Here is a 24,057-nt window from a genome sequence, read left to right on the forward strand (position 1 = left end):
TTAGCCAATTGCCTGAAAAGCAGTGACAGGTCAGTAACATAATGCTGGATTTTTCTTCTCCCTGGTGTGAACGACGCCTTCCCCGTAACCAATCTCGCGATGGTGATCATCGCAATCCTTATCAGCGTGACAAAGCACGGGTGCTACACTCCGCCGCATTCCGGCGTTTACAGGCAAAAACACAGGTTCTCGGTGCCGGTTTAAGCGACTTCTACCGTACCCGCCTCACCCATTCATTGGAAGCCGCGCAAATTGGTACCGGCATTACCGCCCAGTTACAAGGTAAGTTTCCAAAGCAAACGGAAGAGTTACAACTGGACGCCAGCTTAATTGAAACCCTGTGCCTGGCTCATGATATCGGCCATCCGCCGTTTGGTCATGGTGGAGAAATTGCCTTAAATTACATGATGCACGACCACGGAGGGTTCGAAGGGAACGGGCAAACGTTTCGTATCATTTGTGAACTTGAGCCCTACACCCAAAACCACGGTATGAATCTGTGTCGGCGCAGCGTACTTGGGCTGGTAAAGTATCCGAATTTTATCGACACCCTTACCAATCCAGCCTGTTTAGGCACACGGCCATCTTCATACCGACAATTACAGGCGTCACACTGGCATCCACCAAAGGGCTTGTATCGCTGCGATCAGCCCCTGTTTGACTGGTTACTGGAGCCTCTTGATCATCACGATCGTGAACAATTCATGGGCTTCACCCAATCGGATGTTAAACACGGCAAAACCCGCTTTAAATCGTTTGATTGCTCAATTATGGAACTGGCTGACGACATCGCTTACGGCATTCATGATCTTGAAGATGCCATTGTGATGAAGATGGTAAACCAAAGCACCTTTATGGAAGCCGTTGCGGTGCCATTGAACAAACTTGGTGTGCCTTGGCTTTCCGACAACATTTTATCGCTGACTGAGCGCTTATTCAGTAATACCCATCACAAGCGTAAAAATGCCATCGGCGCACTGGTGAACAGCTTTATCACCGCCATCGAAATTCGTAGCCTAGAGGTATTTACCCACCCTCTGCTGCGTTATCAGGCAGTAATGCCTGAAGACCACTCTGCTGCACTGGCGCTTTTTAAAGACTTCGTTCTTAAATTCGTGATCCGCAAAACCGAAGTACAAATTCTTGAGTTCAAAGGGCAACAAACCGTAATGGAATTGTTCGAAGCATTCAGTGCTGAGCCAGAACGATTATTACCAGACAACACCCGGGCACGCTGGCAGAGAGCGCAACAATTCGACAACGGTTTTAGAGTTATAGCGGATTACATTTCTGGCATGACTGACGATTTCGCAGCACGTATGTATGCTAGCCTGTTTTTGCCCAACCAAACGGCGCAGTTCGACGGATTTAACTAACCTGCCAGCGGTCAAGTCAAAGCTTAGAAGTAGCGGTTTATTCTGGATGACAGAAATTTAATTGAAATTTATCCGGTCTGTTTGTGGTCCATTGAGTATCAATGAGTAAATAGCACAACTAAAGGATTTCAGATGCCTCGCCTTTTCAAGCCATCAGTGAAGCTTACCGACAACGACGTTACCGATGAATCGGTATACGCTCAACGCAGACAGTTATTGAAGTCCATGGGTTTCATCGGACTGGGTTCGTTGATGAGCCAACCCGTATCGGCTTTCGGCTGGTTTACCGACGACGATGAGGAAAAGTCGGTCTTTCAAAGTCGTGATCTCGATTATACCCGTAATGAAAAGTTCGCTATTGATGAAACGTTAACGCCGTATGACAAGGTCAGCTCATTTAATAACTTCTATGAGTTCGGCACCGACAAAGGTGATCCGGTTGAAAACGCACAAGGCTTTAATGTTGATCCCTGGTCGCTCACCATCGATGGTCTGGTAGAGAAACCGCTTACTCTGAACTATGAAGATCTCTACAGTAAGTTCGCGCTTGAGGAGAGAATTTATCGCATGCGCTGTGTGGAAGCCTGGTCGATGGTGATCCCATGGACGGGCTTTCAGTTAAGTAGCGTACTTGCAGCCGTTAAGCCATTATCCAGCGCCAAATATGTCGCCTTCCAAACGTTGTACGATCCGAAACAAATGCCCGGGCAGAAAAGCCGCTTTGTCGGTGGTGGCATCGACTACCCCTATGTTGAAGGTTTACGTATCGATGAAGCTACTCACCCGCTGACTATGTTGTCGGTCGGTGTGTACGGTAAAACCCTTCCTCCGCAAAATGGCGCGCCCATTCGACTCGTTGTGCCATGGAAATACGGCTTTAAAAGCATCAAATCGGTGGTGAAAATTACGCTTACTGACAAAGAGCCCCCTACAACCTGGAAACGACTGGCCCATCAGGAATACGGTTTTTACGCAAACGTGAATCCTGCGGTAGATCACCCTCGATGGAGTCAGGCCAGTGAAAGACGTATCACGACAGGTGGCTTGTTTAACCAGAAGCGTATCCCAACGTTACCATTCAATGGTTATGAGGAAGTGGCAAGTTTGTATACCGGCATGGATTTAACCAGAAACTATTAATGAAAACGCTGTTTAACCGACCCGTCCGTTTAACAAAGTTGCAGGTAAATGGCATCAAGGCTCTTTATCACTGTCTGGCACTTGGCTATCTCGTTTGGCTATTCATGGCTGGGGTGAACGATAATCTTGGCGGCGACCCCGTTGAAGCATTGTTGCACTCAAGCGGCATTATTGCGTTGCTCATGTTGTTTTTCAGTCTTTGTCTTTCACAGCTCGCTCGGCGCCTTCCCTGCGGCGATTTAATAAAATGTCGGCGAATGGCAGGCGTATATGTGTTTGTGTATGGACTGTTTCACCTGTTTACCTATATTGCGTTTGAATTGCAGTTTGATATGTCGCTGGTGGCAGAGGAAATCGTTAGTCGGCCCTACATTCTTGTGGGCATGCTGGCACTGCTTATTCTGTTCGCTTTAACTATCACCTCCCCCATGATTGTGCGTAAAAAAATGCGACAGAAGTGGCAACCATTGCATAACTTAGTCTACCTCGCACTGGTGCTTATTGTGCTCCATTATACCTGGTCGCTGAAAACGGCTTGGCAAGAACCTGTATACTACTGGATAGCCGCAGTACTGCTCATCGCCTTACGATTTACAAAGCTAAAAAAATTTTAGATAAAAAATACCATTAAATCATAACCTTAAAAAACACCGCACAACCTGCGGTGTTTTTTTATGCAAAAAAAACTTGCCCAATATACAAACACAAAGTACTGTACACCTATACACTGTACAAACAAACAGGCATTGTTATGGCACATTCAAATAACGTAGTTCAATTAAGTTTTGCATTCGATGGTGAACCTAAAGAAGTAACCCGCATCCGCGGTTGGTCTTATCTACTTGCCGAATCTGTTGCGTTTAAAAAAGATGTTCCGCACACCATTCGCATGCAGAAGCCCGCCGAAGAACAAGTCCCAGCATGGATCTCCCGGTTGATCACTTCTGGTCAATGCACAACCATATATGTTGAGAACTTAGCATTAGATGAAGCACAACGGGTTATTATTAAACAGTTATGTCAGCGTTATGCGGTTTCTGTGGTTAACCTGAAAGTCACTAATGAAGAAAATGGCCAGCAACGTAAGAACGTTGTTATGGGCCCTTGGTAATTATCAGCCTAGCATGTACACTCGCCCCAGATTCTTCAGGAGTGTAAAACATGCTTTGTTACTGCAACAGTCAACGGGAATATAAGCAATGCTGCGGCCCATTATTAGACGATGGCATTGCCGCGCCTAACGCAGAACAATTAATGCGTTCCCGTTATAGTGCATACAAAGTCGGGCGATTTGATTATGTTCTGGCGACATACAGCCGAGAAAAACGAAGCCAGCTAACCACTCAGGATCTACAGGCCAGTGCAGCCAATACACATTGGTTACATCTCGATGTGTGTCACGCAGACACAGACACAGTGGAATTCAAAGCTTGGTTCAGCGAAGGAAAGAAACTCGGACTCATGCACGAAACTTCGTCTTTTGTGCAGGAAGATGGACACTGGCTTTACCATAACGGTGAAATGCATGACGATACTGGCAGTGTTAAAATGGGCCGGAACGATCCATGTTTTTGCGGCAGTGGCAAGAAACACAAACAATGTTGCATGACCAAGCTGCGGTAGATTTCGTTAGTCGTCAGGTCCTGCAACGGTAAACAACAAATGTCGACGCATATCTCTTAGTACCACACCCTTTTTAAGAAGCATAGCGCTTAGGCATCGTTGCCAGCTTTTCAATTCCGGCTCCGCCGATTGCAGCGCCTCTTCATTTTCAAACTGAAAACGCAACAACAGTGAGCCAGGAAACTGGTGATATTCAACACTGAACCAGCATTGAACAAATCCTGCCAGAGCCGCTCGCCCTTCGGATTCAATGGTATCGCAGACGTCGGCAACAATAGCCTGTTGCTTTAACTGTACTGAAGAGAGTTTTTTCATTACATGTGCTTCTGAATGTCGACTTCCAAACTCTGGCTCGTTTCCGAACCATCAATGGTTAACCACATTTGGCCATCTTGAATGGTAACCTGAATTTGCATTGAACGCTGAACAGCTTCAGCCAATTGCGCGGCCAAGCTTTCAGGCACAGTAAATACCAATAAATTCTTCCGCATTTGCAGTTTGCTGCTTTCTTTTTTCCACCACACATCAAAGCTATTGTCTGCATAGGCATAAATCATCATCTGTTGACTCTGATTACAGCCTTTCTTAATTCTCTGCTCAGACGGCTGACCCAGCTCAATCCAAAGCTCGATTTCATCACTGTAACTTTTCTGCCAGAGATCAGGCACATCGTCGTCAGAAAGCCCTTTTGTAAACTGCAGACGCTCGTGGGCATTAACAATAAAGGCAATCAGCCGCAGCATCATGCGCTCGTCGTTCTCAGAAGGATGTCGAGCAATGGTTAAGTTGTGATCGTTATAGTAATTACGGTCCATATCGGTAATCGAAATGTCCGCTTTAAAGATGGTCGCTTTCAGTGCCATGGTATGTCCGAATAAGTGCTGATCCGGGCATCATAATTGGTTGATATTCTTGCCCGGTAATGTCGCCGCGTATAGTATCAGTAAAACTCAAGGTGCGCTGTAGTCGATTTGTTTTGATGAATTGCTGATGGCTTGGTTGAATCGCGCCGGTAAATTCGGAGGCGGGTTTGGTAGCGTTGAACGATATTTGAACGTTCATGCTCTCGCCCTGAGAAGCGGACATCCTGTTCACCTTGAATGGCTAGTCAATATAACCTAATTTCTATCGGTTGTTCGAGTAGGAAACAATAGTTAAGAATTAGGTTCAAAATCTTTACCCAACTCTGCTAACGTCACCTCTCCAAATCGCTGAAGGAGAACCGCTTCTGCATCATGCATAGCATCCGCTAATGCACGATTTACTGCATGCTCAATCAAACAATTATTGTGCTCATCAGTAAGACCGATTGTAAAAACGCTGCTTTCACCTAATGCCAGGTGTATATCCAATAAGGTAATTTCCGCTAGTGGACGATTCAGCGACCATCCACCATTGTGCCCTTTAATAGATTCAACATACCCGCACTTCCGCAATAGAGCCATTGTACGGCGAACAACGACAGGGTTGGTTGTGAGCATTTTTGCAATGCTCTCTGACGTCACTGGATGCTCATGCACATCCAGGTGAATCAACACATGTAGTACGCGTGAAAGTCGACTGTCTTTTCTCATTCTTGTTTCTCTTTGATATGCAGACAAATCTTAACACGAAACTTTTAAAGTTACATGAGTCATGTTAGCCTATCTCAAGTAACAACAATTGTTACATTAAAATATTGGAGCTTAGTAATGATGTATGACGTGATTATTGTAGGGGGTAGTTTTGCTGGTCTTGCCGCAGCTATGCAGTTAGTTCGTGCACAGCGAAAAGTCTTGGTGATTGATACCAACTTACCAAGGAATCGCTTTGCCACTGCATCGCACGGTGTATTTTGCCTGGACGGAAAAACACCTGCCGAAATTCGTAAAACTGCTCTAGAGCAACTTCTCGTTTATCCTACTTTCGAATTCTGGCAAGACGCTGTAACTACTGTCGAACAACAAGAAAACCAGTTTTCGATTCAAACGCAACAAGACATGAGAGCCAAGGCCAAACGGTTAATTCTGGCTTGTGGGATTACTGATAAATTGCCTGAATTGACCGGGCTTCAAAAGTATTGGGGAAAAAATGTAGTGCATTGTCCGTATTGTCATGGATATGAGTTGCGGAACACGGCGTTAGGTGTTCTGGCCACATCAGAATTGTCGATGCATCAAGCCGCGATGATCCCTGATTGGGGAGATACCACTTTGTTTACTCAAGGAGTTTATTTTCCGGAACCGGCTTTCGAGATGTTTCTACGTGGGCGCAATGTGAATTTCGAGCACTCGCCTGTTGTTGCGGTAAACGGCAACGATGAAAAGATGGAGTCAGTAGAACTCGCTGATGGAAGGATAATTCCACTAGGTGGATTGTACGTCGGCCCCAAGATAGAAATAACCTCCCCTCTAGTGAATCAATTGGGTTTATCTTTGTCAGATGCTCCGCTAGGGAAAGTTGTCGAAGTGAATGAATTAAAAGAAAGTTCTGTAAAAGGCGTCTACGTTGCGGGAGACCTGTCCAACCCGATGCAGAGCGGTACACTAGCAATAGCATCTGGTACTGTAACCGGCATAAGCACACATCAATCATTGATTTTCGAAGGTTTAGGGCAATAAAGTTCCAGGGATAAACAACAAGTGATAGTAAACCGTCCAACCGGTGGTTTATGGTTTTAAGCTGCTATCACAGAGCGAATAGCGATTTCCGCTATTCGCTCAAACCAGACACCTTACCCACTAATGCCTCTCGTTAATCAACGAGGTTATCTGTTCATCCAAAAGAATATTCAGCTCGTCCATCACCAAGGTGGCGGTTTCAAAATAAGTTTTGGCAGGTACTGTCGTTTTATCACTGTCGATAAATTCGCGCTTAATGAGGGCGAGGAAATCGTTGCAGTTTTCTCTTGCGTGACGTACTTGGCTTAGGTTTTCTGACAGAGATCGTGTTTCGATTTGCCGGAAAACCCGATCGGTAAGGTTGGCTATTTTTTCTAGCAGGTAGCCAAGTTTCACTTTATCAATCTGCGTGCTGCCGCCTTTAGTGGCGACAGCCGAACCTGTTGCCCTGGCCTGCCCGACGAACTCAATGGCGAAGGGAAAATCATGCCACACAAACTGGCTGAGTTCCGGGTCTTGATCGTTTGAAAGGAACTGAAATTCTTCGGCTACATCTTCAAGAATGTACAGCAGGTTTTCGATTAGGTTTGTATGTTGTAAAAAACTGTTTGGTACCGTGAGTGTCATATAGGTACCGCTCAAGCGCTGCCAATGGTCCATGTAGCTTTGCCATCGGGATTGCTTAATAAGGTCGGTGGATGTGCTCAATCGCTGAATGGTTTGTTGGATGCTTTCCTGCAGCGCGATGATATGTTGTTCCGACTCGGCATTTCCTTGCAGAAACGTGGCGGTGTGCCCTCTGTGCTTTTGCGAAAACCCTATCAGGCTTTTCACATCTCTTGCGTAAATCAATACTTGCTGAGCCCGCTTTTTATCTTCCCTTTTACGATACTGGCGCTGAAACACAATTAAGGCCACCAGAAGTAAAACCATAAACGCGATAATGGCAATTAACATAGTGCATCAGTCCTTTAAAGCGAGTGAACGGAGGTATTCAGCAACGGTTGACGTTTGTTTTGCCAATTGCGCGTTATCATTCGAGCTTTCCACTACCTTCTCAATATTCCTGGATATCTCTTCGGTTGCCAAGCTTTGTTGGCTGGTAATATCTGCAATATCCGCAACTTGCTGCTGCACTATTTCTGATTCGTGGCTAATACTGTCTAAAAGTGTGCTGGCCTCTTCGGCTTTAACAAAACACGCCCTCGCCCGTTCAGTTACTGATTCCATGCTTGCCAGTACCAAATCACGTTCGTTAACTAACTCACCAACTCTGCTGTTTATGACTTCAGCCGATTGGCGGCAATCTTCGGCAAGGTTTCTCACTTCATCTGCCACCACGGCAAAACCTCTTCCGGCTTCTCCGGCCCGGGCGGCTTCGATAGAGGCATTCAGGGCAAGTAAATTGGTTTGCTCGGCTATTTTTTGAATAGAGCCGGTAAGCTCCATTACTTTTTCCATACTGTTGTTCAGTCGTTCGAGTGCGCCTTGCGTATTAATTACGTCAGATTCCACCTGAGCAAACTCAGTGGTTAACGATGCCACCCGCGTTTTACCGGCTTCGGAATGGGTTCTGGCATTAATAGCAGCCTGATTGACCTGCTCAAAGGTATCAACAACACCAGCGAGGGATTGGGTTAACTCATTCACAGCTGCAGCGGTAGAGGTAGTTGCGGCTGACTGTGTAGTGGCATTATCGGCCACTTTCATCACTGACGTGATCATCTGGTCGGCGGAATAGCGCATTTCAGATAAGAACTCTTCAAGATGCTCACGCTTACGACTCATCTCTTTAAGTACGTCAAATATTACTTTCACATGAGCCGGCAATAGCCATTCGTTGGCGGGTAAGTTCCGATAACTTTCAGGATCACTCTGTGTGCTTGTCAGTAAGTTGTCCAGGGAATGAAGCTGATTAGCGAGTAAAAATGAATGAGAAGCACTGAGCCAAATCATCAATACAGCACAAATTATAGGGGCAAAAAGAAAGTCAGGCGGGGCGATAAGAATAAACACAAAACCCGCCGCGATGATAAAAGAAACCAATGCTGTGGCGTGTTTCAGACCAAATCCATTAATGATGGATTTGCTCGGCCACAGTAAAAATGTCGGCATAGGCAAAGGAAACCTGTAATGAGAAATTTAGCACTACTGCAATGCAGCAATTGTCATTCCAGATCAGGGTGACAAAAAAACCTTAAAAATCATAAAATAAAAATACAGCGAATGCTTTTATTAATATCAATGCACTAACATAGACATACTAGTGCACTGAAATGATACTGAAAGTTTAACCGTTTTCGTTTACCAAAGAGCTAAAGTGGCCGTTTTGCCTGCAATATCTGTTTGTTCTACCCTACTCGCTTTTCGGTTAGCCAGGCCATAACACACATGCAGCGGCAATAAATGCTCTTCTCTGGGATGGCAGAATCGGGCATGGGGCGCTGTGGTCTCCCAATTGATTAATCGCTCAGCACGCTGCCCTTCGGTCAGTGATTCGCTTTCAACGGTTTCTTTAAGCCAGTGTTGGAACGCATCGTTTTGTTCATCGGCACCGGGTATGTGTCTAAAAAACACTTTCATGTTGTGAAAAGAGAAGCCAGAACCAATCACCAGGGTATCAGTCAGGTCGGCAGCTTGCAGCGCTTCACCCAGCCGCACATGCAACGACGCATTCAGACTGGCAGCCAGCGAAAGCTGCACAATCGGAATATCTGCATCGGGATACATAAGTTTTAACGGCACAAACATACCGTGATCGTAACCTCGCTTCGCATCGATGGCTATCTTCGTACCACTTTTCCAGGCCGCCTCGCTTAATGCTGCGGCAAAGTCAGGATTACCTTTTGCGGGATACTGGATGCGATACGCTTCCTCAGGAAAACCGTAATAATCGTAAATCAGCTCGGGCTGCGGATTACCGGTAACGGTAAAACTGGATTCTTCCCAGTGCGCACTGATCAACAAAATTCGCTTCGGTTTCGCTATCGTTGCGGTTACCGCTTTTAACTGCTCTACCATATGCTGGTGCGATGGCTCACCGAGCAAGGGAAATGGGCCGCCGCCGTGGGAAAGATAAAGAATATTTGATGGCGTCATTATCATGGTGTTACCTCATGGTTTAGCTGATCCACATCAGCCTGTTCATGCAACAAATGATACGCCTCTGATGACAATTGTCTTTGTCCTAAAATCGGACATAAAAGTCTATTTAATGGAATGATGTCAGGGAATAACAGAAACTGAAGACCACTGCCCGTCTTGTAATTGATGAAGTTCTCGATACTGCGGGTTAGCTTTTAGATTAAGGTAATCAACTTCGGCAACATGAAAGTTAATCTGGCAAAAATGCGGCGGTGGAGACGAATTGTCTGGCACAGTAGCCTGCAATGGGCCGTCATCCACACGAAGCGTTTTAGGCTCGCCCCAAAGAAATTGCTTTTTCCCCTGCGCTGATAGTGCCTTCCACTGGGAAGTGAGATCCACACCATCAATACCGTGCACCAGAATGGTAGTAGAACAAGCGAAACGGAATTGCTCTCTACTGCGGGTGAAATACCAGCAAATGGAAGCACGCGGATCACCCTTCAACTCTGCAATTTTTGGAGTACGGAGATCTGAAATCACCGACAGCACAGCGCTGTCGGCATCTAAAGAGCGAAAAACCAATGTGCGGTTTTGTGGCACGCCAGACTCATCAATTGTCGCCACCTGGAGAAAGCGACTTTCCGGCATGTCTTTACTGATCTGCAAACTTTTTTGCAATCGAGTAGCCCAAAGCGGTTGGGTATTAATCAGCACGTTGAGTCCGGTTGAACAAGCGGTAAAAGTTTTCAGTGGTCTGACGGGCCAATTCTTCTGCCGTTACCCCTTTCAGTTCGGCGATAAACTCAGCCACTTCTACCACATAGCCAGGCTGATTCTGTTTACCACGATGCGGCACCGGAGCCAGCCAGGGTGAGTCGGTTTCAATTAATAACCTGTCTAGCGGTAATGCTTTCACCACTTCACGCAATTCATCGGCAGAATTAAACGTAACGATGCCTGAAATCGACACATAGAAACCCATTTCAATAGCTGCTTGTGCCATTTCCAGGCTTTCGGTGAAGCAATGCAACACGCCGATGGTGTCAGGATCTTTATATTCCTTTAGAAGATTCAGCGTATCTTCCCTGGCGTCACGAGTATGAATGATCAAAGGCTTTTTGAGCGCGTTAGCCACTTTGATGTGGTCGATAAACGAACTGAGTTGTACTTCACGGGTATCGGCGCTGTAAAAGTAATCCAGCCCAGTTTCGCCAATAGCGACAACCTCAGGTTTATCAGCTTTTTCTAATAGCGTCTGATAATCGCAGGCATCCTCCTGATGAAGCGGATGCACACCACAGGACACCGATACATCGGGATACCCTTTTACCTTGTCATACATGTCGTCGAAATCGTTCACCGCTACGCAAACACAAAGAAAATGCTCGACGCCACGCTGGCGAGCGAATTTCAGGGTTTCTCCAAGCTCAGCATCGTCCATTTTTAAACGGTCTAAGTGACAATGAGAATCTACAAACAAAATGACTTACCTTTTTATAAAAATTTAAAGAGGATTTACCGCGAATACATCCAGCACGCCGGTAAGAATAACGGTTTTATTCACACCCGGGTGCTCAAAATGTTTCAGCGCCTGCTGACAGTAAGAATACGCGTCGTAATCGGCTGGCAAATAATTTTGTACGTACTTTTCATGGGCAGCGGATTGCAGCCAACTTACCACTTGCTTACCACTATCCTGCCATTTGGATGCGAGCTGCACAGACGAATCAGTCCCCGACATCAACCTACCAATGCCTTCCTGGAATTCACTGAATGAGAGCCCTTTTGACTCATCTTCCAAACTGGCTTTCACTAAAAACGGCGCATTGCCATATGCTTTTATTGTGGCAGGCGTGACATCGTTGTGCCCCTGCCCGGCTAGCCAGCTGAGTGTTTCACCTTCTGCTGGTAACTTGAGTATGTGCTTCTCAGAACGACTAAGAATTGTGGGTAGCAACGCATTTAATTTACTGGCTAAGAGTATGAGATAGGTATTAGTGGTCGGTTCTTCAAGGGTTTTTAACAAGGCATTTGAAGCGGCTTCTGTCATGGTATCGGCGTGATGTATGACTAGTACCTTGTTGTGACCAAGCTGCGCGGTGCCTGAGAGTTTTGCAATGCCGCCACGAATGGTATCTACACCAATTTGCTTTTCACTAACCAAAGGGTGAAAGTCTGGGTGGTTCCCGGCAGCAAACAGCTGACAGCTTTGACACGCGCCGCAACTGCCCTCCGCAGTTAATTGTTTACACAGCAGTGATTTGGCCAATTCATCGGCCAATGCAGCCTTACCTAATCCAGCTGGACCAGAAAGTAGCAACGCATGGTGCAATGTCTGCGACTGAAGGCGACGTATAAACTGCGAATAAACCGATTGGAACCAGGGCAGCATCATGCCAATCGAGCCTCCAACGCGGCAACCACATCCTCGTGTACCTTTGCCATAGGCTGCATGGCATTAATTGTAACAGTAGTGGAAGACGCTTGCGCGAGTTGCAAATACTTGTCACGGGTACGCTGGAAGAAATCCATGCCCGAGCGTTCAATACGATCGAGTTCACCACGACCCCGAGCGCGTTTCAAACCTTCTTCAGGGTCGACATCAAGATACAATGTTAAGTCTGGTTCAAAGCCCTGCAAACACAATGTACGAAGTGCCATCAATTTATCTTCAGGTATTTGTCTGCCACCGCCCTGATAAGCCAATGAGCTCATATCATGGCGGTCACCGAGCACCCATTCGCCTTTGGCCATTGCCGGATGAATCACATTCACGAGTAACTGTCTACGAGCGGCATACATCAGCATCAATTCCGTTTCTTCGGCAACAGTTTCCTGCCAATCACCTTTCACACACTCGCGAATGGCTTCAGCCATAGGCGTGCCGCCGGGCTCACGGGTGCAAACACACGTTTGACCCAGTGCCTGAATAAAATTGCGTACAACCTCAATAACAGAGCTTTTACCTGCGCCTTCTAGGCCTTCAATGACAATAAATTTACCTGACATAGTTTACTTACTACTCATGTTTCGTTGATATTCGTTCACGGCCTGATTGTGCTGTTCTAACGTGGCAGAAAAAACATGAGTGCCATCGCCTCTGGATACAAAATAAAGCGCATCGGTCACCGCAGGATGCAAGGCTGCATCAATCGCGGGTTTACCTGGCATCGCGATGGGCGTTGGTGGCAAACCACTTACCGTATACGTGTTATAGGGGTTTTTCTCGCGCAGGTGTCGACGGGTTATGTTGCCATCGAAGTTATCACCTAATCCATAGATCACCGTGGGGTCGGTTTGCAGCCGCATATCTTTCTGCAAACGGTTGATAAACACCCCGGAAATAAGCGGTCGCTCGTCTGCAACAGCGGTTTCCTTTTCAATAATAGACGCCATGATAAGCGCTTCATACGGCGTATCGTAAGGCAATCCTGGCTGACGTTGTTCCCATGCAGATTGCAGATATGCAGACATGGCGTTGTTAGCACGTTTCAATATACCGGAAACCGAAGCACCGGCTGTGTAATGATAGGTATCTGCAAGAAACAGTCCTTCCGGATAACTATCAACCGGCGTGCCTTCTAAAGCAGCAGCGTCTGCGGCTGCGACTAATCCGCTCACCTCGTCAACCGAGTCAATGTCTTGCTTAAGCGATGGCGCATTCTCTAGTACGGCTAACCATTGCTTGAGTGTAAAGCCTTCGACAAGTCCTACGGAAAACTGAAATTCCTCGTTACGCGCAATCAGATACAGGGCATCGAGTAGCGACATATCAGGCTGGAGCTGGTAGGTACCGGCTTTAACGGCGCGGGCCTGCTCATCAAGCTTCAACCAGATTTTAGCAACCACGTCTGGGGTATCAGCATAACCTTCGTTATCCAGCTTTCGCACTACCGAAATAGCAGAACTGCCTGGTTCCACAGCAAATAATGCAGGTTCGCTAACGGTGAGCGGCGCATTCACAGATTTAAGCACCCAGAATGCCAGCGCAGAACCAAATGCCAGCAGCGTAAACAATATCGCTGTAATACTAATCAGTCGCTTCATTTTCCCTCTCGTAAGCGGCTTTAATCTTGTCTTGTAAATCTAATACAGGCGACTTGTCGAAACGGGTTAATGTAGAGTGATGCTCGACGGCATTGACAGGCACAACCCCCATCAAGGTATTACAAAGAAACACCGCAGATGCGTGCTCCAGTGATGCAACATCAAAATGACCGGTTTGTACTGCAGTTCCCTGCGCTTTAAGTACATCAAGAACAAATGCCCGGTACACGCCAGCAACACCGCATTGGTCAAGGGCGGGCGTCACCCACTGACCGTCCATCATCCAGAACAAATTGCTGGCACTGCCTTCTATGAGGTGATTATGGATATCGCACACAATGGCATCATCACGCCGCATTTGTTGCTTAATTAATACTTGCTCGAGCCGGTTCAAATGTTTTATCCCCGCCAGCAATGGTTGTAAGCCGAGCTTAACCTTGCTCACTTCGGTAGTGATGCCCTCAGTTCGCCATTTCGCGTAATGGGCCGGTACAGCATGCTCTGAAAGACGATATTGCATATCCGGATGTTCAGGTCGCGCGTAACCTCGGCCACCCACGCCAGAAGAAATATGTAACTTGAGTACACTGTTACTAAGCTGGTCAGCTGCTGCTGCAACGTGTTGCGATAAATATGATAAATCGAGCTTTAAACCAAGACGAGAACTGTCGTGCTCTAAACGCGCCAAATGATAACGCCAAAGGCTCACCCTGCCGTTTTCCACTCGCATGGTGGTAAATAATCCGTCGCCGTAATGGAATGCCCTGTCCTGATATAGCTTTTGCGTCATTTGAATGTGAGATAAATAAATATGGGAGGGAGTATATCAGTACAAGCTGTTAATTACAGTGTGCGGAGTAGGCAATCAAACCGATGGCACTGAGATCGATGTTACTTCCCATTAAATGCGTCAGGGAGCGGCGGAAATTAGTTACGCGTAACCAGGTAAGGTACAAAAAAGGCAGCGTTAAGCTGCCTTTCAATGCTTTCGCCTTTAAATTAGTCGTCGAGACGTTTAAAGACCAGTGAGCCGTTCGTTCCGCCAAAGCCGAACGAATTACACAGTGCAAGCGATTCGTTGAACGCTTTCGCTTTATGCGGAACAAAGTCCAGATCGCACCCTTCACCCGGGTTATCCAGGTTAATGGTAGGCGGTGCCATTCTGTCGCGCAGCGCCAGTACGGTGAAGATAGCTTCAACAGAACCTGCCGCACCCAGAAGGTGACCCGTCATGGACTTGGTAGAGCTAACCAGCACCTTCTTGGCGTGGTCGCCGAATACACGCTTAACCGCAGCAACTTCTGCGATATCACCCGCAGGCGTAGAGGTACCGTGGGCATTGATATAACCAATGTCTGCAGCATCGATGTTGCCATCACGCAGTGCATTCTCCATAGAGCGTGCCGCGCCATCACCGTCTTCCGGTGGCGACGTCATGTGATAGGCATCGCCGCTCATGCCAAAACCAACCAGCTCAGCGTAGATTTTTGCACCACGGGCTACTGCCGAATCATAAGATTCCAGCATCATCACACCAGCGCCCTCGCCCATGACAAAACCATCACGGTCTTTATCCCATGGACGGCTCGCTTGCTGTGGCGCGTCATTGTTTGAAGACAATGCACGGGCTGCAGCGAATCCGGCAACACCTAACGGTGTGATAGACGCTTCAGCACCACCGGCCAGCATGGCATCGGCATCACCGTAAGCGATGGTACGGGCCGCAACACCAATATTGTGAACGCCTGTAGTACACGCTGTCACGATATTCAGGTTCGGACCTTTCAGACCTTCCATAATAGACAGAAAGCCAGAAATCATATTCGTAATCGTAGAAGGCACAAAGAATGGCGAAACGCGTTTTGGACCGCTGTTCGTCAGCTTAGTGTGGTTCTGTTCGATTTGTTCGAGACCACCAATACCTGAACCAATTGCTACACCTACACGGTATGCATTGTCGTCAGTGATTGCTAAGCCTGAATCGGCCAAAGCTTGTTTACCCGCTGCAATACCCAGCTGAATAAACCGATCCATCTTTTTTGCTTCTTTTTTTTCGATGTAATCTTGCGGGTCGAAATCGTTGACCTGACCGGCAAAACGAGTGGAATAGTTACTGCAATCGAATAAGGTGATATCACCGATACCGCTTTCGCCTTTTAACAGACGAGCCCAGGTTCCTTCAACAGAAGAATCCAACGGTGACAGCATACCCATGCCAGTAACCACTACGCGACGTTTTGTCACAAAAAGCCCTCGTATTGGATTGAACGTTAGATACGAAAACGGCTCTTAACAGAGCCGTTTTCGCAAATCTCAAGACAGCTAATTAAGCGTCTTTGTTTGCGTTGATGTAATCTACAGCAGATTGAACGGTAGTGATCTTCTCTGCTTCTTCATCAGGAATTTCAGTATCGAACTCTTCTTCTAAAGCCATTACCAGCTCAACAGTGTCGAGTGAATCTGCGCCCAAATCATCAACGAAGGAAGCTTCAGCTTTTACTTCTTCTTCTTTAACGCCCAGCTGTTCTACGATGATCTTTTTTACGCGCTCTTCGATGTTACTCATAATTCTAGGTTTCCCTTAACGTCACTAGATAAAAAAGTGCCGCTAGTTTATTTTGCAAGGTCTCTCCTTGCAAGTACCAAGTCATGTAAAAACTGTGGTCAAACCAGCAACTAACCAATATTTATACAAATTTTTAACACCAACACCCTGTTAAAACAAGACCTTGGCTCGAAAATGCTGCAAATGCAGCTTAGTTCATATACATTCCACCGTTAACGTGGATTGTTTCGCCAGTGATATAGGCAGCGCCATCACTGACTAAAAAAGCAACCGTTGATGCAATTTCTTCAGGTGCGCCCAGACGGTTCGCCGGGATGTCCTTAAAGATCGCTTCTCGCTGGTCATCTGTCAATGCTTTCGTCATATCTGTGTCGATAAAACCAGGGGCAACCACGTTAATCGTGATACCACGGGAAGCAACTTCACGGGCCATCGACTTAGAGAAGCCAATCACACCGGCTTTCGCTGCCGCGTAGTTTGCCTGTCCGGCGTTACCCGAACTACCTACAACAGAACCTACGTTCACAATGCGGCCATAACGCTTTTTCATCATGCCGCGCAGCACTGCTTTAGACAGTGTGAAAATAGAGCTCAGGTTAGTATCAATGATATCCTGCCACTCGTCATCTTTCATCCGCATTAGCAGGTTATCGCGGGTAATGCCCGCATTGTTGATCAAGATATCAATGCCACCAAACTCGTCAGCAATCGCTTTCAGAGACGCTTCTACAGACGCTTTGTCAGTCACATTCAGCGCCAGTCCTTTTCCGCCACTGGCAGCCAGGTACTCACTGATAGCCGCTGCACCGTTTTCACTGGTTGCGGTACCAATTACGGTCGCCCCCTGTGCAGCAAGTGCTTCGGCAATCGCTTTACCAATGCCGCGGCTCGCACCTGTTACCAGGGCAATTTTTCCAGATAATTGAGTCATGTTTTTCCTACATGTCAGATTATAGATCAGCCAGTGTTTCTCGTGTATTCACCGCTACACTGGTCAATGCTTTATCGATGCGTTTGGTCAGACCGGTAAGCACTTTACCCGGGCCGACTTCAATGATTTTTTCAACGCCTTGCGCCGCCAGAAACTCTACAGTACTGGTCCACTGTACCGGACAATAAAGCTGACGCACCAATGCATCTTTAATAGCAGCTGCTGAAGATTCAACGCTCACATCAACGTTATTAACCACCTGAATAACAGGCTCGCTAATGGTAATGGCAGCCAGTGCATCGTCAAGCTGATCAGCAGCAGGACGCATTAATTCACAGTGTGAAGGCACGCTCACGGCGAGTGGTAAAGCGCGTTTAGCCCCCGCTTCTTTACACGCATTGGCGGCTTGCTCTGCGGCTACTTTCTCACCGGCGATAACCACCTGACCTGGTGAGTTATAGTTAACTGGAGCGACTACATCACCCGTAGCGATAGCCGTTTGCTGACAACAATCCGCAATGGTCTCGTCGTCAAGACCGATGATGGCGTACATAGCACCCGCACCTGCAGGCACTGCCTGTTGCATGAACTGTCCACGGGCTTCAACCAGTTTAACGGCGTCTTTGAATTCAATGGCACCGGCACAAACTAGCGCTGAATATTCACCCAAGCTGTGACCAGCCAGGTAGTCAACCTCTACACCCTTCTCCTGAAGAACACGCCAAATTGCGAAACTCGCTGTCAGCAATGCGGGTTGAGTAATATGGGTTTCGTTCAATTTGCCATCGGCATCGTTCTGAACCAGATCCCACAGATCATAACCCAGCACATCTGAAGCTTCAGCAAAAGTCTCGATAACAACTGGGTGATTTTCCGCCAGTTCTTTTAACATGCCTACAGATTGGGAGCCTTGTCCCGGAAATACACAGGCTGTACGAGTCATAAAGTTTCCTTATTCTTATCGTTATATCAGCAGGATATAATGCGTGGGCTTAATATCTGACAAGTGCAGAAGCCCAGGCAAAACCGCCACCAAACGCCTCAAGCAGTAAATGCTGACCACGTTTAATGCGGCCATCTCTGATCGCGGTATCTAATGCAGTGGGTACCGTCGCTGCTGAGGTATTGCCATATTTTTCTAGAGTAAGCACGACCTGGTCAAGAGACATGTCCAGTTTTCTTGCCGTGGCTTTAATAATTCGGAAGTTTGCCTGATGTGGTACTAACCAGTCCAGATCAGATTTAGCCATGTTATTGGCCGCCAGTGTCTGTTCTACGGTTTCAGATAACTTGGTAACGGCGACTTTGAAAGTCTCGTTGCCTTTCATAGAACACCAATTTTCTTCTACAGACGCCGCATTACCACGTTGTGGATTACCGGCATACAGCAGCTCTCCGTATGACCCGGCAGCATGAATATGGGTAGATAAAATGCCTGGCTCATCGCTGGCTTCAATGATTGTTGCACCCGCACCGTCACCGAATAAGATAATAGTACCGCGATCGGTGGGGTCCATCATTCGAGTAAGGCAGTCAGTACCAATTACCAGAATGCGCTTTGCCATGCCTGTTTTGATGTACTGGTCAGCAACACTTAACGCATAGCAGTAGCCTGCACATGCCGCTGCTACGTCAAAAGCAGGAATACCGTTGATATCTAACATAGCCTGAATTTCACAGGCTGTACTTGGGAAGGCATGGGCACCACTGGTCGTGGCACACACGATCATATCTATCGTTTTGGGGTCGATTTGCGCCGCTTCGATGGCGTGCTTACTGGCTTCGAATCCCATGGTGGCTGCAGTCTCGTCTGCACCAATAATACGTCTTTCTTTTATGCCCGTGCGTTCAGTGATCCATTCGTCACTGGTATCGACCATTTTTTCCAGGTCGGCGTTGGTTCGCACTTCACTTGGATAATAACTGCCGGTCCCGATAATTCGTGAATAATTGCTCAAAGCTGCTCCAACAATACCGTTTCTATTTTACTTTTTATTTTCTCAGGGATGCCCATTTTGGCTTCTCGCATACCCTGATGAATCGCGTAGTAAAAAGCGTCAGCGGAAGCGTTTCCGTGACTCTTGATTACAATGCCGCGCAATCCTAACAGACTCGCCCCATTATACTGGTCGGGGTTCACCCTGTTGTAGATGCTTTTGAGTAGCGGCAACGCTATTCTGGCCATCAAACGACTCAAAAGGTTCATTTGAGATTGCCTTTTTACTTCATTTATAACCAGTTTTGCTAAACCTTCGGTAGATTTAAGCGCCACATTGCCGGTAAAACCGTCGGTTACCACTACATCAGCATGGTCAGTAAAAATATCATCGCCTTCTACATAGCCAATGTAATTCAGCGCTTCTGCATCGCGGAACATCTGATCTGCAATTTTAACCTGCGCATTGCCCTTAATGTCTTCTTCACCCACATTCAGCAACGCGACTCTGGGCTTTTCAATGCCCGACACTTCCTGAGCCAGTACGCTGCCCATCACCCCATATTGAAACAAGGTTTCTGAGGTACAGTTTACGTTCGCGCCGAGGTCGAGCAAAAACACCTTGTGCTGGCTTGCTGTGGGCATGGCCGATACCAGCGCGGGTCTGTCGATGCCCGGTAATGTTTTAAGGAAGTAATAAGCCAGTGCTAAAAGTGCACCGGTATTTCCCGCACTCACACACGCGTCGGCTTCACCAGATTCCACCAGCTCGATAATGCGTCGCATCGAAGAATGTTTTTTATTACGTAACGCAAAAGCGGGGGCATCACCCATTTCGACCACATCTTCACAATGCTCGATGGTGACTCTGGCACGTTGCTCAGGCAATAAATCGGCTACAACAGGTTCAATAATTTCCTGCTTGCCGCAAAGAATGAAATTAAAATCTGGGTGTTGCCGGATGGCTTTGAGGGATGCGGAAAGGATAACAGGGGGACCATGATCGCCCCCCATGATATCTAACGCGATGGTTAGCTTAGACAAAAGTTGTCACCTACTGATTAGCGGGCGATTACTTTTTTGCCTTTATAGTAACCGTCTTCGGTCACGTGATGACGACGGTGTGTTTCACCCGACGTTGAATCGACAGACAAAGTCGCGCCTGTCAATGCATCGTGTGAACGACGCATGCCACGCTTAGAGCGTGTTTTACGATTTTGTTGTACTGCCATAACTTACTCCTGGTCTCGCTTAAGTTCTTTCAAAACCGCGAAAGGGTTTGGTCGCTCATTAGCCGAGTCGATTTTACCAAATGTCATATCATCTTCACCCACTTCGCAATCCTCCTCTGCATGAAGGGCTACGATAGGTAATGAGATAATCAATTCATCTTCAAATAATTGAAATAAATCAACTTCTCCGTGGTCGTTGACCTCTACCGGTTCATAAGCTTCGGGTAATGCATCTGCCTGTTCCTGATCTTTCCCCTGCACCGGGCTAAAACAGAATTCAGTATAAAGGGAGTGGTTAAACTCGCCATTACACCGTTGGCAGACAAGTGTTACCTGTGTTTCCAGATGACCGTGAAAGACAGTAAGACCCTGCGCGTCTTTTTCGAACTGAACTTCGGCGTTCACCCATTCATCACAGCTGACAACAGCTTCATTCAATCGTTCCAACTCTTTGGTGGCGATAACGCCTCGATAATCGGAGCGTTTAACGGCACTTTTGACCGGATCGACGGTATGAGGTAATTTCACTTTTTGCATAGGGCGCGCATATTATAGATTTGGTTAGTCTGTGTCAAAAGATTAATCGCCAATCACCGCTATTAACCACGGTTCCAACGGGTTTTGCATGTTTACAAAGCCCAATATTAGCAATAATCCATGAAATATGGCCTACTAGCGGCCTGTTAACTAGTTTCTTTCCCGGTCTGCTATGCCCTCGCTAACAACAAAACAATATCCGAATTTTATTCTTGCTAGTTCATCGAAATATCGTCAGGCACAGTTTGCCTCGCTAGGTATTACCGCTGAAGCCATTGCCCCAGACATCGATGAATCTGCCCATGATCACGAATTGCCACAGGCATTAGCGGAAAGACTCGCGAACGCCAAAGCGGCAAAAATTGCAGGCCATCATGCCGATAGCATTATTATAGCCAGCGACCAGGTTGCTGTGGTTTGTGTAAACGATAAGCTTCATCAATTAGGTAAACCAGGCAGCTTTGAAAAAGCCCGCGAACAATTACAAATGTGTAGTGGACGTTGCGTTACCTTTTATTCAGCATTAACCGTACATCATGCCCAAACTAATAAGGTTATAACTGATACCGATGTGACACAGGTTTGGTTTAGGGAACTGAGCGATGCACAGATAGATGCTTATCTTCACAATGAGCAGCCTTACGATTGCGCTGGCAGTTTTAAATCCGAGGGCAAAGGCGTGCTGCTGTTCGAACGCATCGATTCAAGAGATCCCAATGCGCTTATTGGGCTTCCGGTTATGCTACTGCGTGACATGCTGGCCGAATTTAATATCGACCTGCTGGTGCTTGCCACATCAATGGGCCAATAAATACGCTTGCAGTTCACCTAAGCTGTGTACAATGGTTTGAGGGGCATAATTTTCTAAATGCACCTGCGCATGTACGCCGAAAGAAACACCAATGCGATCAACGCCAGCATCACGGGCCATTTGCATATCAAACGTAGTATCGCCAATCATTACCGCCTCTTCCGGCGCTACGCCCGCTTCCGCCAGTAATTGGAGGATCATATCGGGTGACGGCTTAGATTCAGCGTCATCGGCTGTGCGCGAATAGCTGAAATAGACGCCCGTGCCGGTATTATTCCAACAACGATCAAGCCCTCTTCTCGCTTTGCCGGTAGCCACAGCCAATGTGCGATTGTCTGCTTTCAATGCTGAGAGCAACGTATCTGCGCCATCAAACATGGGGCTTGGCGTTTGATCTTGTTCGATAAAGGTATTCTTATACGCTTCAAACAATTGATCGGTTAGCACCTCGTCGGTGGTGTTAAACAGTTTCTGAATGGCTGGGCGCAAGCTAATGCCAATAATGCCCCCCACCTCTTCTGCAGAAGGAATAGCGACACCACATTGTTTTGCAGCCAGCTGCATACAATTTACAATCTTGGCCGCCGAGTCCATCAGCGTGCCATCCCAGTCAAAAATAATAAATTTATACTTCATTTAACTGCTTTAGTGCGTTGTTAAGTTGAGCATCTAATGGGGCTTGAAAACGAATTTGTTCTTCGGTGCCCGGATGCAGAAACTGAATACTTGCGGCATGCAGGAAAAGGCGTTTTAGCCCAGCCCGGTTCATTTGCTGGTCAAAGTCCGCATCACCATACTTTGGATCGCAAGCAATGGGATGACCAGCGTGCAAGCAGTGCACACGAATTTGGTGCGTACGGCCAGTTATAGGCGATGCTTCTACCAATGTGGCATTTTCGTAGCGGGTTAGAATGCGATAGCGGGTTTCCGATGGCTTGCCGTTTTCGTTTACACTTACCAGACGTTCACCCGATTGCAGCACGTTTTTCAATAGTGGTGCTTTAACCTTAAAACGGTTTTCAGGCCATTGCCCGGCAACCAGCGCCTGATAACGCTTATCCATTTGGCCTTCTCGCAGTTGAGCGTGAAGGTGGCGCAATGCCGACCGTTTCTTGGCGATGAGAATACAGCCGGAGGTATCGCGGTCGAGCCGATGAACCAATTCCATGAATTTGGCATCGGGGCGCAATGCACGCAGCCCTTCAATAAGCCCAAAACTTAGTCCGCTGCCACCATGAACCGCCGTACCGGAAGGCTTGTTGATGACTAAAATACGATCGTCTTCAAACAGGATACAGTTTTCCAGCTCGGCCACTTTTTCCAGTTTTGGATTAGGCGTGTCTTTCTCTTCCGCTACCCGTACAGGTGGAATACGAACCAAATCGTCTGCCTGCAGTTTATACTCAGGTTTTACACGACCTTTATTTACCCGCACTTCGCCTTTTCGCAAAATACGGTAAATCATACTTTTGGGCACACCTTTTAACTGAGTGCGTAGGAAATTATCGATACGCTGACCGGCGAGATCGGACTCGATGGTCACAAAGCGTACTTTTTGAGGAAGTTCTTCTTTCATGGGCGGCAGTATACCTGAGCCCCCCGACTTACGCTAAAGCTAAATAGCAAACAGTATTAAAATGTTACCCGTCGAGTGAGCAATCCAGATATTTCACAACTGTCTCAAGAATCATTATTCTTTCATTTAGTTCCCCCTTTAAATTCACTTTACCCCATGAATTAAATGTCATAAACCTGCTCAAAACATGGTTTATTCACGCCCCTTATAAAAAACCACACTTTAAATGCTGGTTTTTAGTACAAAAGCAGCATAACTGTGCTTGCTAATATCGTGAGTATGGTGAGATAATCACGAGGATTTTGCAGTACACTTGCTTAGCAAAATCCGGTTCGAACTTAAGTAATGAACCATAATAGTGTGCGGACAACTGAATAAATGCATTCGTCCGGTTCCATGGGGGCAGCACAAAACCTCCAGAACCTCAGCACAACTGATGAAAATAAAGTTCGCCGTTTAGCAAACAGAATTGAATTGACCTTCGCCCCTGGCAACAAAAGGGGTGAGAATATAAAAGACAGTAAGGGCTTGTCGTTCCCGACACTCGCAATTATCCGTCAGGCACCTGAATAACCTGTGCCGACAATATGAGTAA

31 protein-coding genes are annotated in these 24,057 nt (G+C 47.0%); 8 read left to right on the forward strand and 23 right to left on the reverse strand.

Translation table 11 applies throughout. The features are described 5' to 3' along the window. Positions 1 to 41 precede the first annotated feature (41 nt). The 5 genes from ACXAGX_RS14765 (at position 42) to ACXAGX_RS14785 (ending at position 4,139) form a co-directional block, all read left to right on the forward strand. Positions 42 to 1,376, forward strand: coding sequence for an anti-phage deoxyguanosine triphosphatase (locus ACXAGX_RS14765; RefSeq protein WP_474824755.1), 1,335 nt, complete (start codon positions 42 to 44; stop codon positions 1,374 to 1,376). Positions 1,377 to 1,508: 132 nt separating this feature from the next. Continuing rightward, positions 1,509 to 2,516: a protein-methionine-sulfoxide reductase catalytic subunit MsrP gene (gene msrP, locus ACXAGX_RS14770; protein WP_474839233.1), complete on the forward strand. Its 1,008-nt coding sequence runs from the start codon at positions 1,509 to 1,511 to the stop codon at positions 2,514 to 2,516. Continuing rightward, on the forward strand, positions 2,516 to 3,130 hold the full coding sequence (locus ACXAGX_RS14775; RefSeq protein WP_474824757.1) for a protein-methionine-sulfoxide reductase heme-binding subunit MsrQ: 615 nt from the start codon (positions 2,516 to 2,518) through the stop codon (positions 3,128 to 3,130). Before msrP ends, ACXAGX_RS14775 begins: the two co-directional genes overlap by 1 nt. A gap of 137 nt (positions 3,131 to 3,267) precedes the next feature. Further along, positions 3,268 to 3,627: a deoxyguanosinetriphosphate triphosphohydrolase gene (locus ACXAGX_RS14780; RefSeq protein ID WP_474824758.1), complete on the forward strand. Its 360-nt coding sequence runs from the start codon at positions 3,268 to 3,270 to the stop codon at positions 3,625 to 3,627. Positions 3,628 to 3,677: 50 nt separating this feature from the next. Beyond that, positions 3,678 to 4,139 carry a YchJ family protein gene (locus ACXAGX_RS14785; protein ID WP_474824759.1) on the forward strand — a complete coding sequence of 154 codons (462 nt, stop codon included), beginning with the start codon at positions 3,678 to 3,680 and terminating at the stop codon, positions 4,137 to 4,139. A gap of 6 nt (positions 4,140 to 4,145) precedes the next feature. Here ACXAGX_RS14785 and ACXAGX_RS14790 read toward each other — a convergent pair whose 3' ends face one another. The 4 genes from ACXAGX_RS14790 to ACXAGX_RS14805 form a co-directional block, all read right to left on the reverse strand. Next, a complete protein-coding gene (locus ACXAGX_RS14790) occupies positions 4,146 to 4,454 on the reverse strand; it encodes a hypothetical protein (RefSeq protein WP_474824760.1) in 309 nt (102 codons plus the stop codon). Next, positions 4,454 to 5,002, reverse strand: coding sequence for a YaeQ family protein (locus ACXAGX_RS14795; RefSeq protein WP_474839235.1), 549 nt, complete (start codon positions 5,000 to 5,002; stop codon positions 4,454 to 4,456). Before ACXAGX_RS14795 ends, ACXAGX_RS14790 begins: the two co-directional genes overlap by 1 nt. Continuing rightward, entirely contained in the window at positions 4,977 to 5,225 is a 249-nt protein-coding gene (locus ACXAGX_RS14800) for a hypothetical protein (protein ID WP_474824762.1), read from the reverse strand. The genes ACXAGX_RS14795 and ACXAGX_RS14800 overlap by 26 nt, the downstream gene beginning before the upstream one ends. 68 nt (positions 5,226 to 5,293) lie before the next feature. Then, the gene (locus ACXAGX_RS14805) at positions 5,294 to 5,713 is read right to left on the reverse strand and encodes an RrF2 family transcriptional regulator (protein WP_474824763.1); all 420 of its coding nucleotides are present in this window, start codon (positions 5,711 to 5,713) and stop codon (positions 5,294 to 5,296) included. Between the two features lie 117 nt (positions 5,714 to 5,830). Between ACXAGX_RS14805 and ACXAGX_RS14810 the strand changes: the two genes are divergently transcribed. Further along, positions 5,831 to 6,739: an NAD(P)/FAD-dependent oxidoreductase gene (locus tag ACXAGX_RS14810; protein WP_474839237.1), complete on the forward strand. Its 909-nt coding sequence runs from the start codon at positions 5,831 to 5,833 to the stop codon at positions 6,737 to 6,739. Between the two features lie 120 nt (positions 6,740 to 6,859). Here the strand turns inward: ACXAGX_RS14810 and ACXAGX_RS14815 are convergent, their stop codons facing one another. The 17 genes from ACXAGX_RS14815 to yceD all read right to left on the reverse strand — a co-directional run bounded on the left by ACXAGX_RS14815 (position 6,860) and on the right by yceD (position 21,075). After that, on the reverse strand, positions 6,860 to 7,696 hold the full coding sequence (locus ACXAGX_RS14815; protein WP_474839239.1) for a nitrate- and nitrite sensing domain-containing protein: 837 nt from the start codon (positions 7,694 to 7,696) through the stop codon (positions 6,860 to 6,862). A 6-nt stretch (positions 7,697 to 7,702) separates the two neighbouring features. Further along, the gene (locus ACXAGX_RS14820; RefSeq protein ID WP_474839241.1) at positions 7,703 to 8,854 is read right to left on the reverse strand and encodes a methyl-accepting chemotaxis protein; all 1,152 of its coding nucleotides are present in this window, start codon (positions 8,852 to 8,854) and stop codon (positions 7,703 to 7,705) included. Positions 8,855 to 9,043: 189 nt separating this feature from the next. Further along, positions 9,044 to 9,838 carry a DODA-type extradiol aromatic ring-opening family dioxygenase gene (locus tag ACXAGX_RS14825; RefSeq protein ID WP_474839243.1) on the reverse strand — a complete coding sequence of 265 codons (795 nt, stop codon included), beginning with the start codon at positions 9,836 to 9,838 and terminating at the stop codon, positions 9,044 to 9,046. Positions 9,839 to 9,964: 126 nt separating this feature from the next. Continuing rightward, entirely contained in the window at positions 9,965 to 10,540 is a 576-nt protein-coding gene (locus ACXAGX_RS14830) for a pyridoxamine 5'-phosphate oxidase family protein (RefSeq protein WP_474839244.1), read from the reverse strand. After that, the gene (locus ACXAGX_RS14835; RefSeq protein ID WP_474824769.1) at positions 10,530 to 11,306 is read right to left on the reverse strand and encodes a TatD family hydrolase; all 777 of its coding nucleotides are present in this window, start codon (positions 11,304 to 11,306) and stop codon (positions 10,530 to 10,532) included. The genes ACXAGX_RS14830 and ACXAGX_RS14835 overlap by 11 nt, the downstream gene beginning before the upstream one ends. Positions 11,307 to 11,330: 24 nt before the next feature. Next, positions 11,331 to 12,221: a DNA polymerase III subunit delta' gene (gene holB / locus ACXAGX_RS14840; protein WP_474839246.1), complete on the reverse strand. Its 891-nt coding sequence runs from the start codon at positions 12,219 to 12,221 to the stop codon at positions 11,331 to 11,333. Next, the gene (gene tmk / locus ACXAGX_RS14845) at positions 12,218 to 12,835 is read right to left on the reverse strand and encodes a dTMP kinase (RefSeq protein ID WP_474839247.1); all 618 of its coding nucleotides are present in this window, start codon (positions 12,833 to 12,835) and stop codon (positions 12,218 to 12,220) included. The genes holB and tmk overlap by 4 nt, the downstream gene beginning before the upstream one ends. A 3-nt stretch (positions 12,836 to 12,838) precedes the next feature. Beyond that, positions 12,839 to 13,873, reverse strand: a complete 1,035-nt coding sequence (mltG, locus tag ACXAGX_RS14850) for an endolytic transglycosylase MltG (RefSeq protein WP_474839249.1) — start codon at positions 13,871 to 13,873, stop codon at positions 12,839 to 12,841. Then, positions 13,857 to 14,663 carry an aminodeoxychorismate lyase gene (gene pabC, locus ACXAGX_RS14855; protein WP_474839251.1) on the reverse strand — a complete coding sequence of 269 codons (807 nt, stop codon included), beginning with the start codon at positions 14,661 to 14,663 and terminating at the stop codon, positions 13,857 to 13,859. The genes mltG and pabC overlap by 17 nt, the downstream gene beginning before the upstream one ends. A 209-nt stretch (positions 14,664 to 14,872) precedes the next feature. Then, positions 14,873 to 16,117, reverse strand: a complete 1,245-nt coding sequence (gene fabF / locus ACXAGX_RS14860; RefSeq protein ID WP_474824774.1) for a beta-ketoacyl-ACP synthase II — start codon at positions 16,115 to 16,117, stop codon at positions 14,873 to 14,875. 82 nt (positions 16,118 to 16,199) lie between these two features. Further along, positions 16,200 to 16,439 (reverse strand): acyl carrier protein, encoded by a 240-nt coding sequence (gene acpP, locus ACXAGX_RS14865; RefSeq protein ID WP_070123232.1) that lies wholly within the window; start codon positions 16,437 to 16,439, stop codon positions 16,200 to 16,202. A 190-nt stretch (positions 16,440 to 16,629) separates the two neighbouring features. Then, entirely contained in the window at positions 16,630 to 17,370 is a 741-nt protein-coding gene (gene fabG, locus ACXAGX_RS14870; RefSeq protein ID WP_070123233.1) for a 3-oxoacyl-ACP reductase FabG, read from the reverse strand. A 19-nt stretch (positions 17,371 to 17,389) separates the two neighbouring features. Continuing rightward, the gene (fabD, locus tag ACXAGX_RS14875) at positions 17,390 to 18,313 is read right to left on the reverse strand and encodes an ACP S-malonyltransferase (RefSeq protein ID WP_474839253.1); all 924 of its coding nucleotides are present in this window, start codon (positions 18,311 to 18,313) and stop codon (positions 17,390 to 17,392) included. A gap of 49 nt (positions 18,314 to 18,362) precedes the next feature. Beyond that, complete coding sequence (locus ACXAGX_RS14880; protein ID WP_070123235.1) at positions 18,363 to 19,328, reverse strand: beta-ketoacyl-ACP synthase III; 966 nt, start codon at positions 19,326 to 19,328, stop codon at positions 18,363 to 18,365. Next, positions 19,325 to 20,350, reverse strand: coding sequence for a phosphate acyltransferase PlsX (plsX, locus tag ACXAGX_RS14885; protein ID WP_070123236.1), 1,026 nt, complete (start codon positions 20,348 to 20,350; stop codon positions 19,325 to 19,327). Before plsX ends, ACXAGX_RS14880 begins: the two co-directional genes overlap by 4 nt. A 17-nt stretch (positions 20,351 to 20,367) precedes the next feature. Next, entirely contained in the window at positions 20,368 to 20,538 is a 171-nt protein-coding gene (gene rpmF / locus ACXAGX_RS14890; protein WP_070123237.1) for a 50S ribosomal protein L32, read from the reverse strand. Between the two features lie 3 nt (positions 20,539 to 20,541). Further along, a complete protein-coding gene (yceD, locus tag ACXAGX_RS14895) occupies positions 20,542 to 21,075 on the reverse strand; it encodes a 23S rRNA accumulation protein YceD (RefSeq protein ID WP_474839256.1) in 534 nt (177 codons plus the stop codon). 172 nt (positions 21,076 to 21,247) lie between these two features. On the opposite strand from yceD, the gene ACXAGX_RS14900 reads away from it, so the two are divergent. Beyond that, complete coding sequence (locus ACXAGX_RS14900) at positions 21,248 to 21,886, forward strand: Maf family protein (protein WP_474839258.1); 639 nt, start codon at positions 21,248 to 21,250, stop codon at positions 21,884 to 21,886. Here ACXAGX_RS14900 and ACXAGX_RS14905 read toward each other — a convergent pair. Both ACXAGX_RS14905 and rluC read right to left on the reverse strand, forming a co-directional pair. After that, the gene (locus tag ACXAGX_RS14905; protein ID WP_474839260.1) at positions 21,872 to 22,522 is read right to left on the reverse strand and encodes an HAD-IA family hydrolase; all 651 of its coding nucleotides are present in this window, start codon (positions 22,520 to 22,522) and stop codon (positions 21,872 to 21,874) included. The two genes, ACXAGX_RS14900 and ACXAGX_RS14905, sit on opposite strands and share 15 nt — an antisense overlap. Beyond that, positions 22,512 to 23,462: a 23S rRNA pseudouridine(955/2504/2580) synthase RluC gene (gene rluC, locus ACXAGX_RS14910; protein WP_474824780.1), complete on the reverse strand. Its 951-nt coding sequence runs from the start codon at positions 23,460 to 23,462 to the stop codon at positions 22,512 to 22,514. The genes ACXAGX_RS14905 and rluC overlap by 11 nt, the downstream gene beginning before the upstream one ends. 378 nt (positions 23,463 to 23,840) lie before the next feature. Here rluC and ACXAGX_RS14915 point away from each other — a divergent pair, with 378 nt between their 5' ends. Beyond that, positions 23,841 to 24,035, forward strand: a complete 195-nt coding sequence (locus tag ACXAGX_RS14915) for a hypothetical protein (protein ID WP_474824781.1) — start codon at positions 23,841 to 23,843, stop codon at positions 24,033 to 24,035. Positions 24,036 to 24,057 lie beyond the last annotated feature (22 nt).

Source organism: Alteromonas sp. ABV4_515, assembly GCF_056160345.1.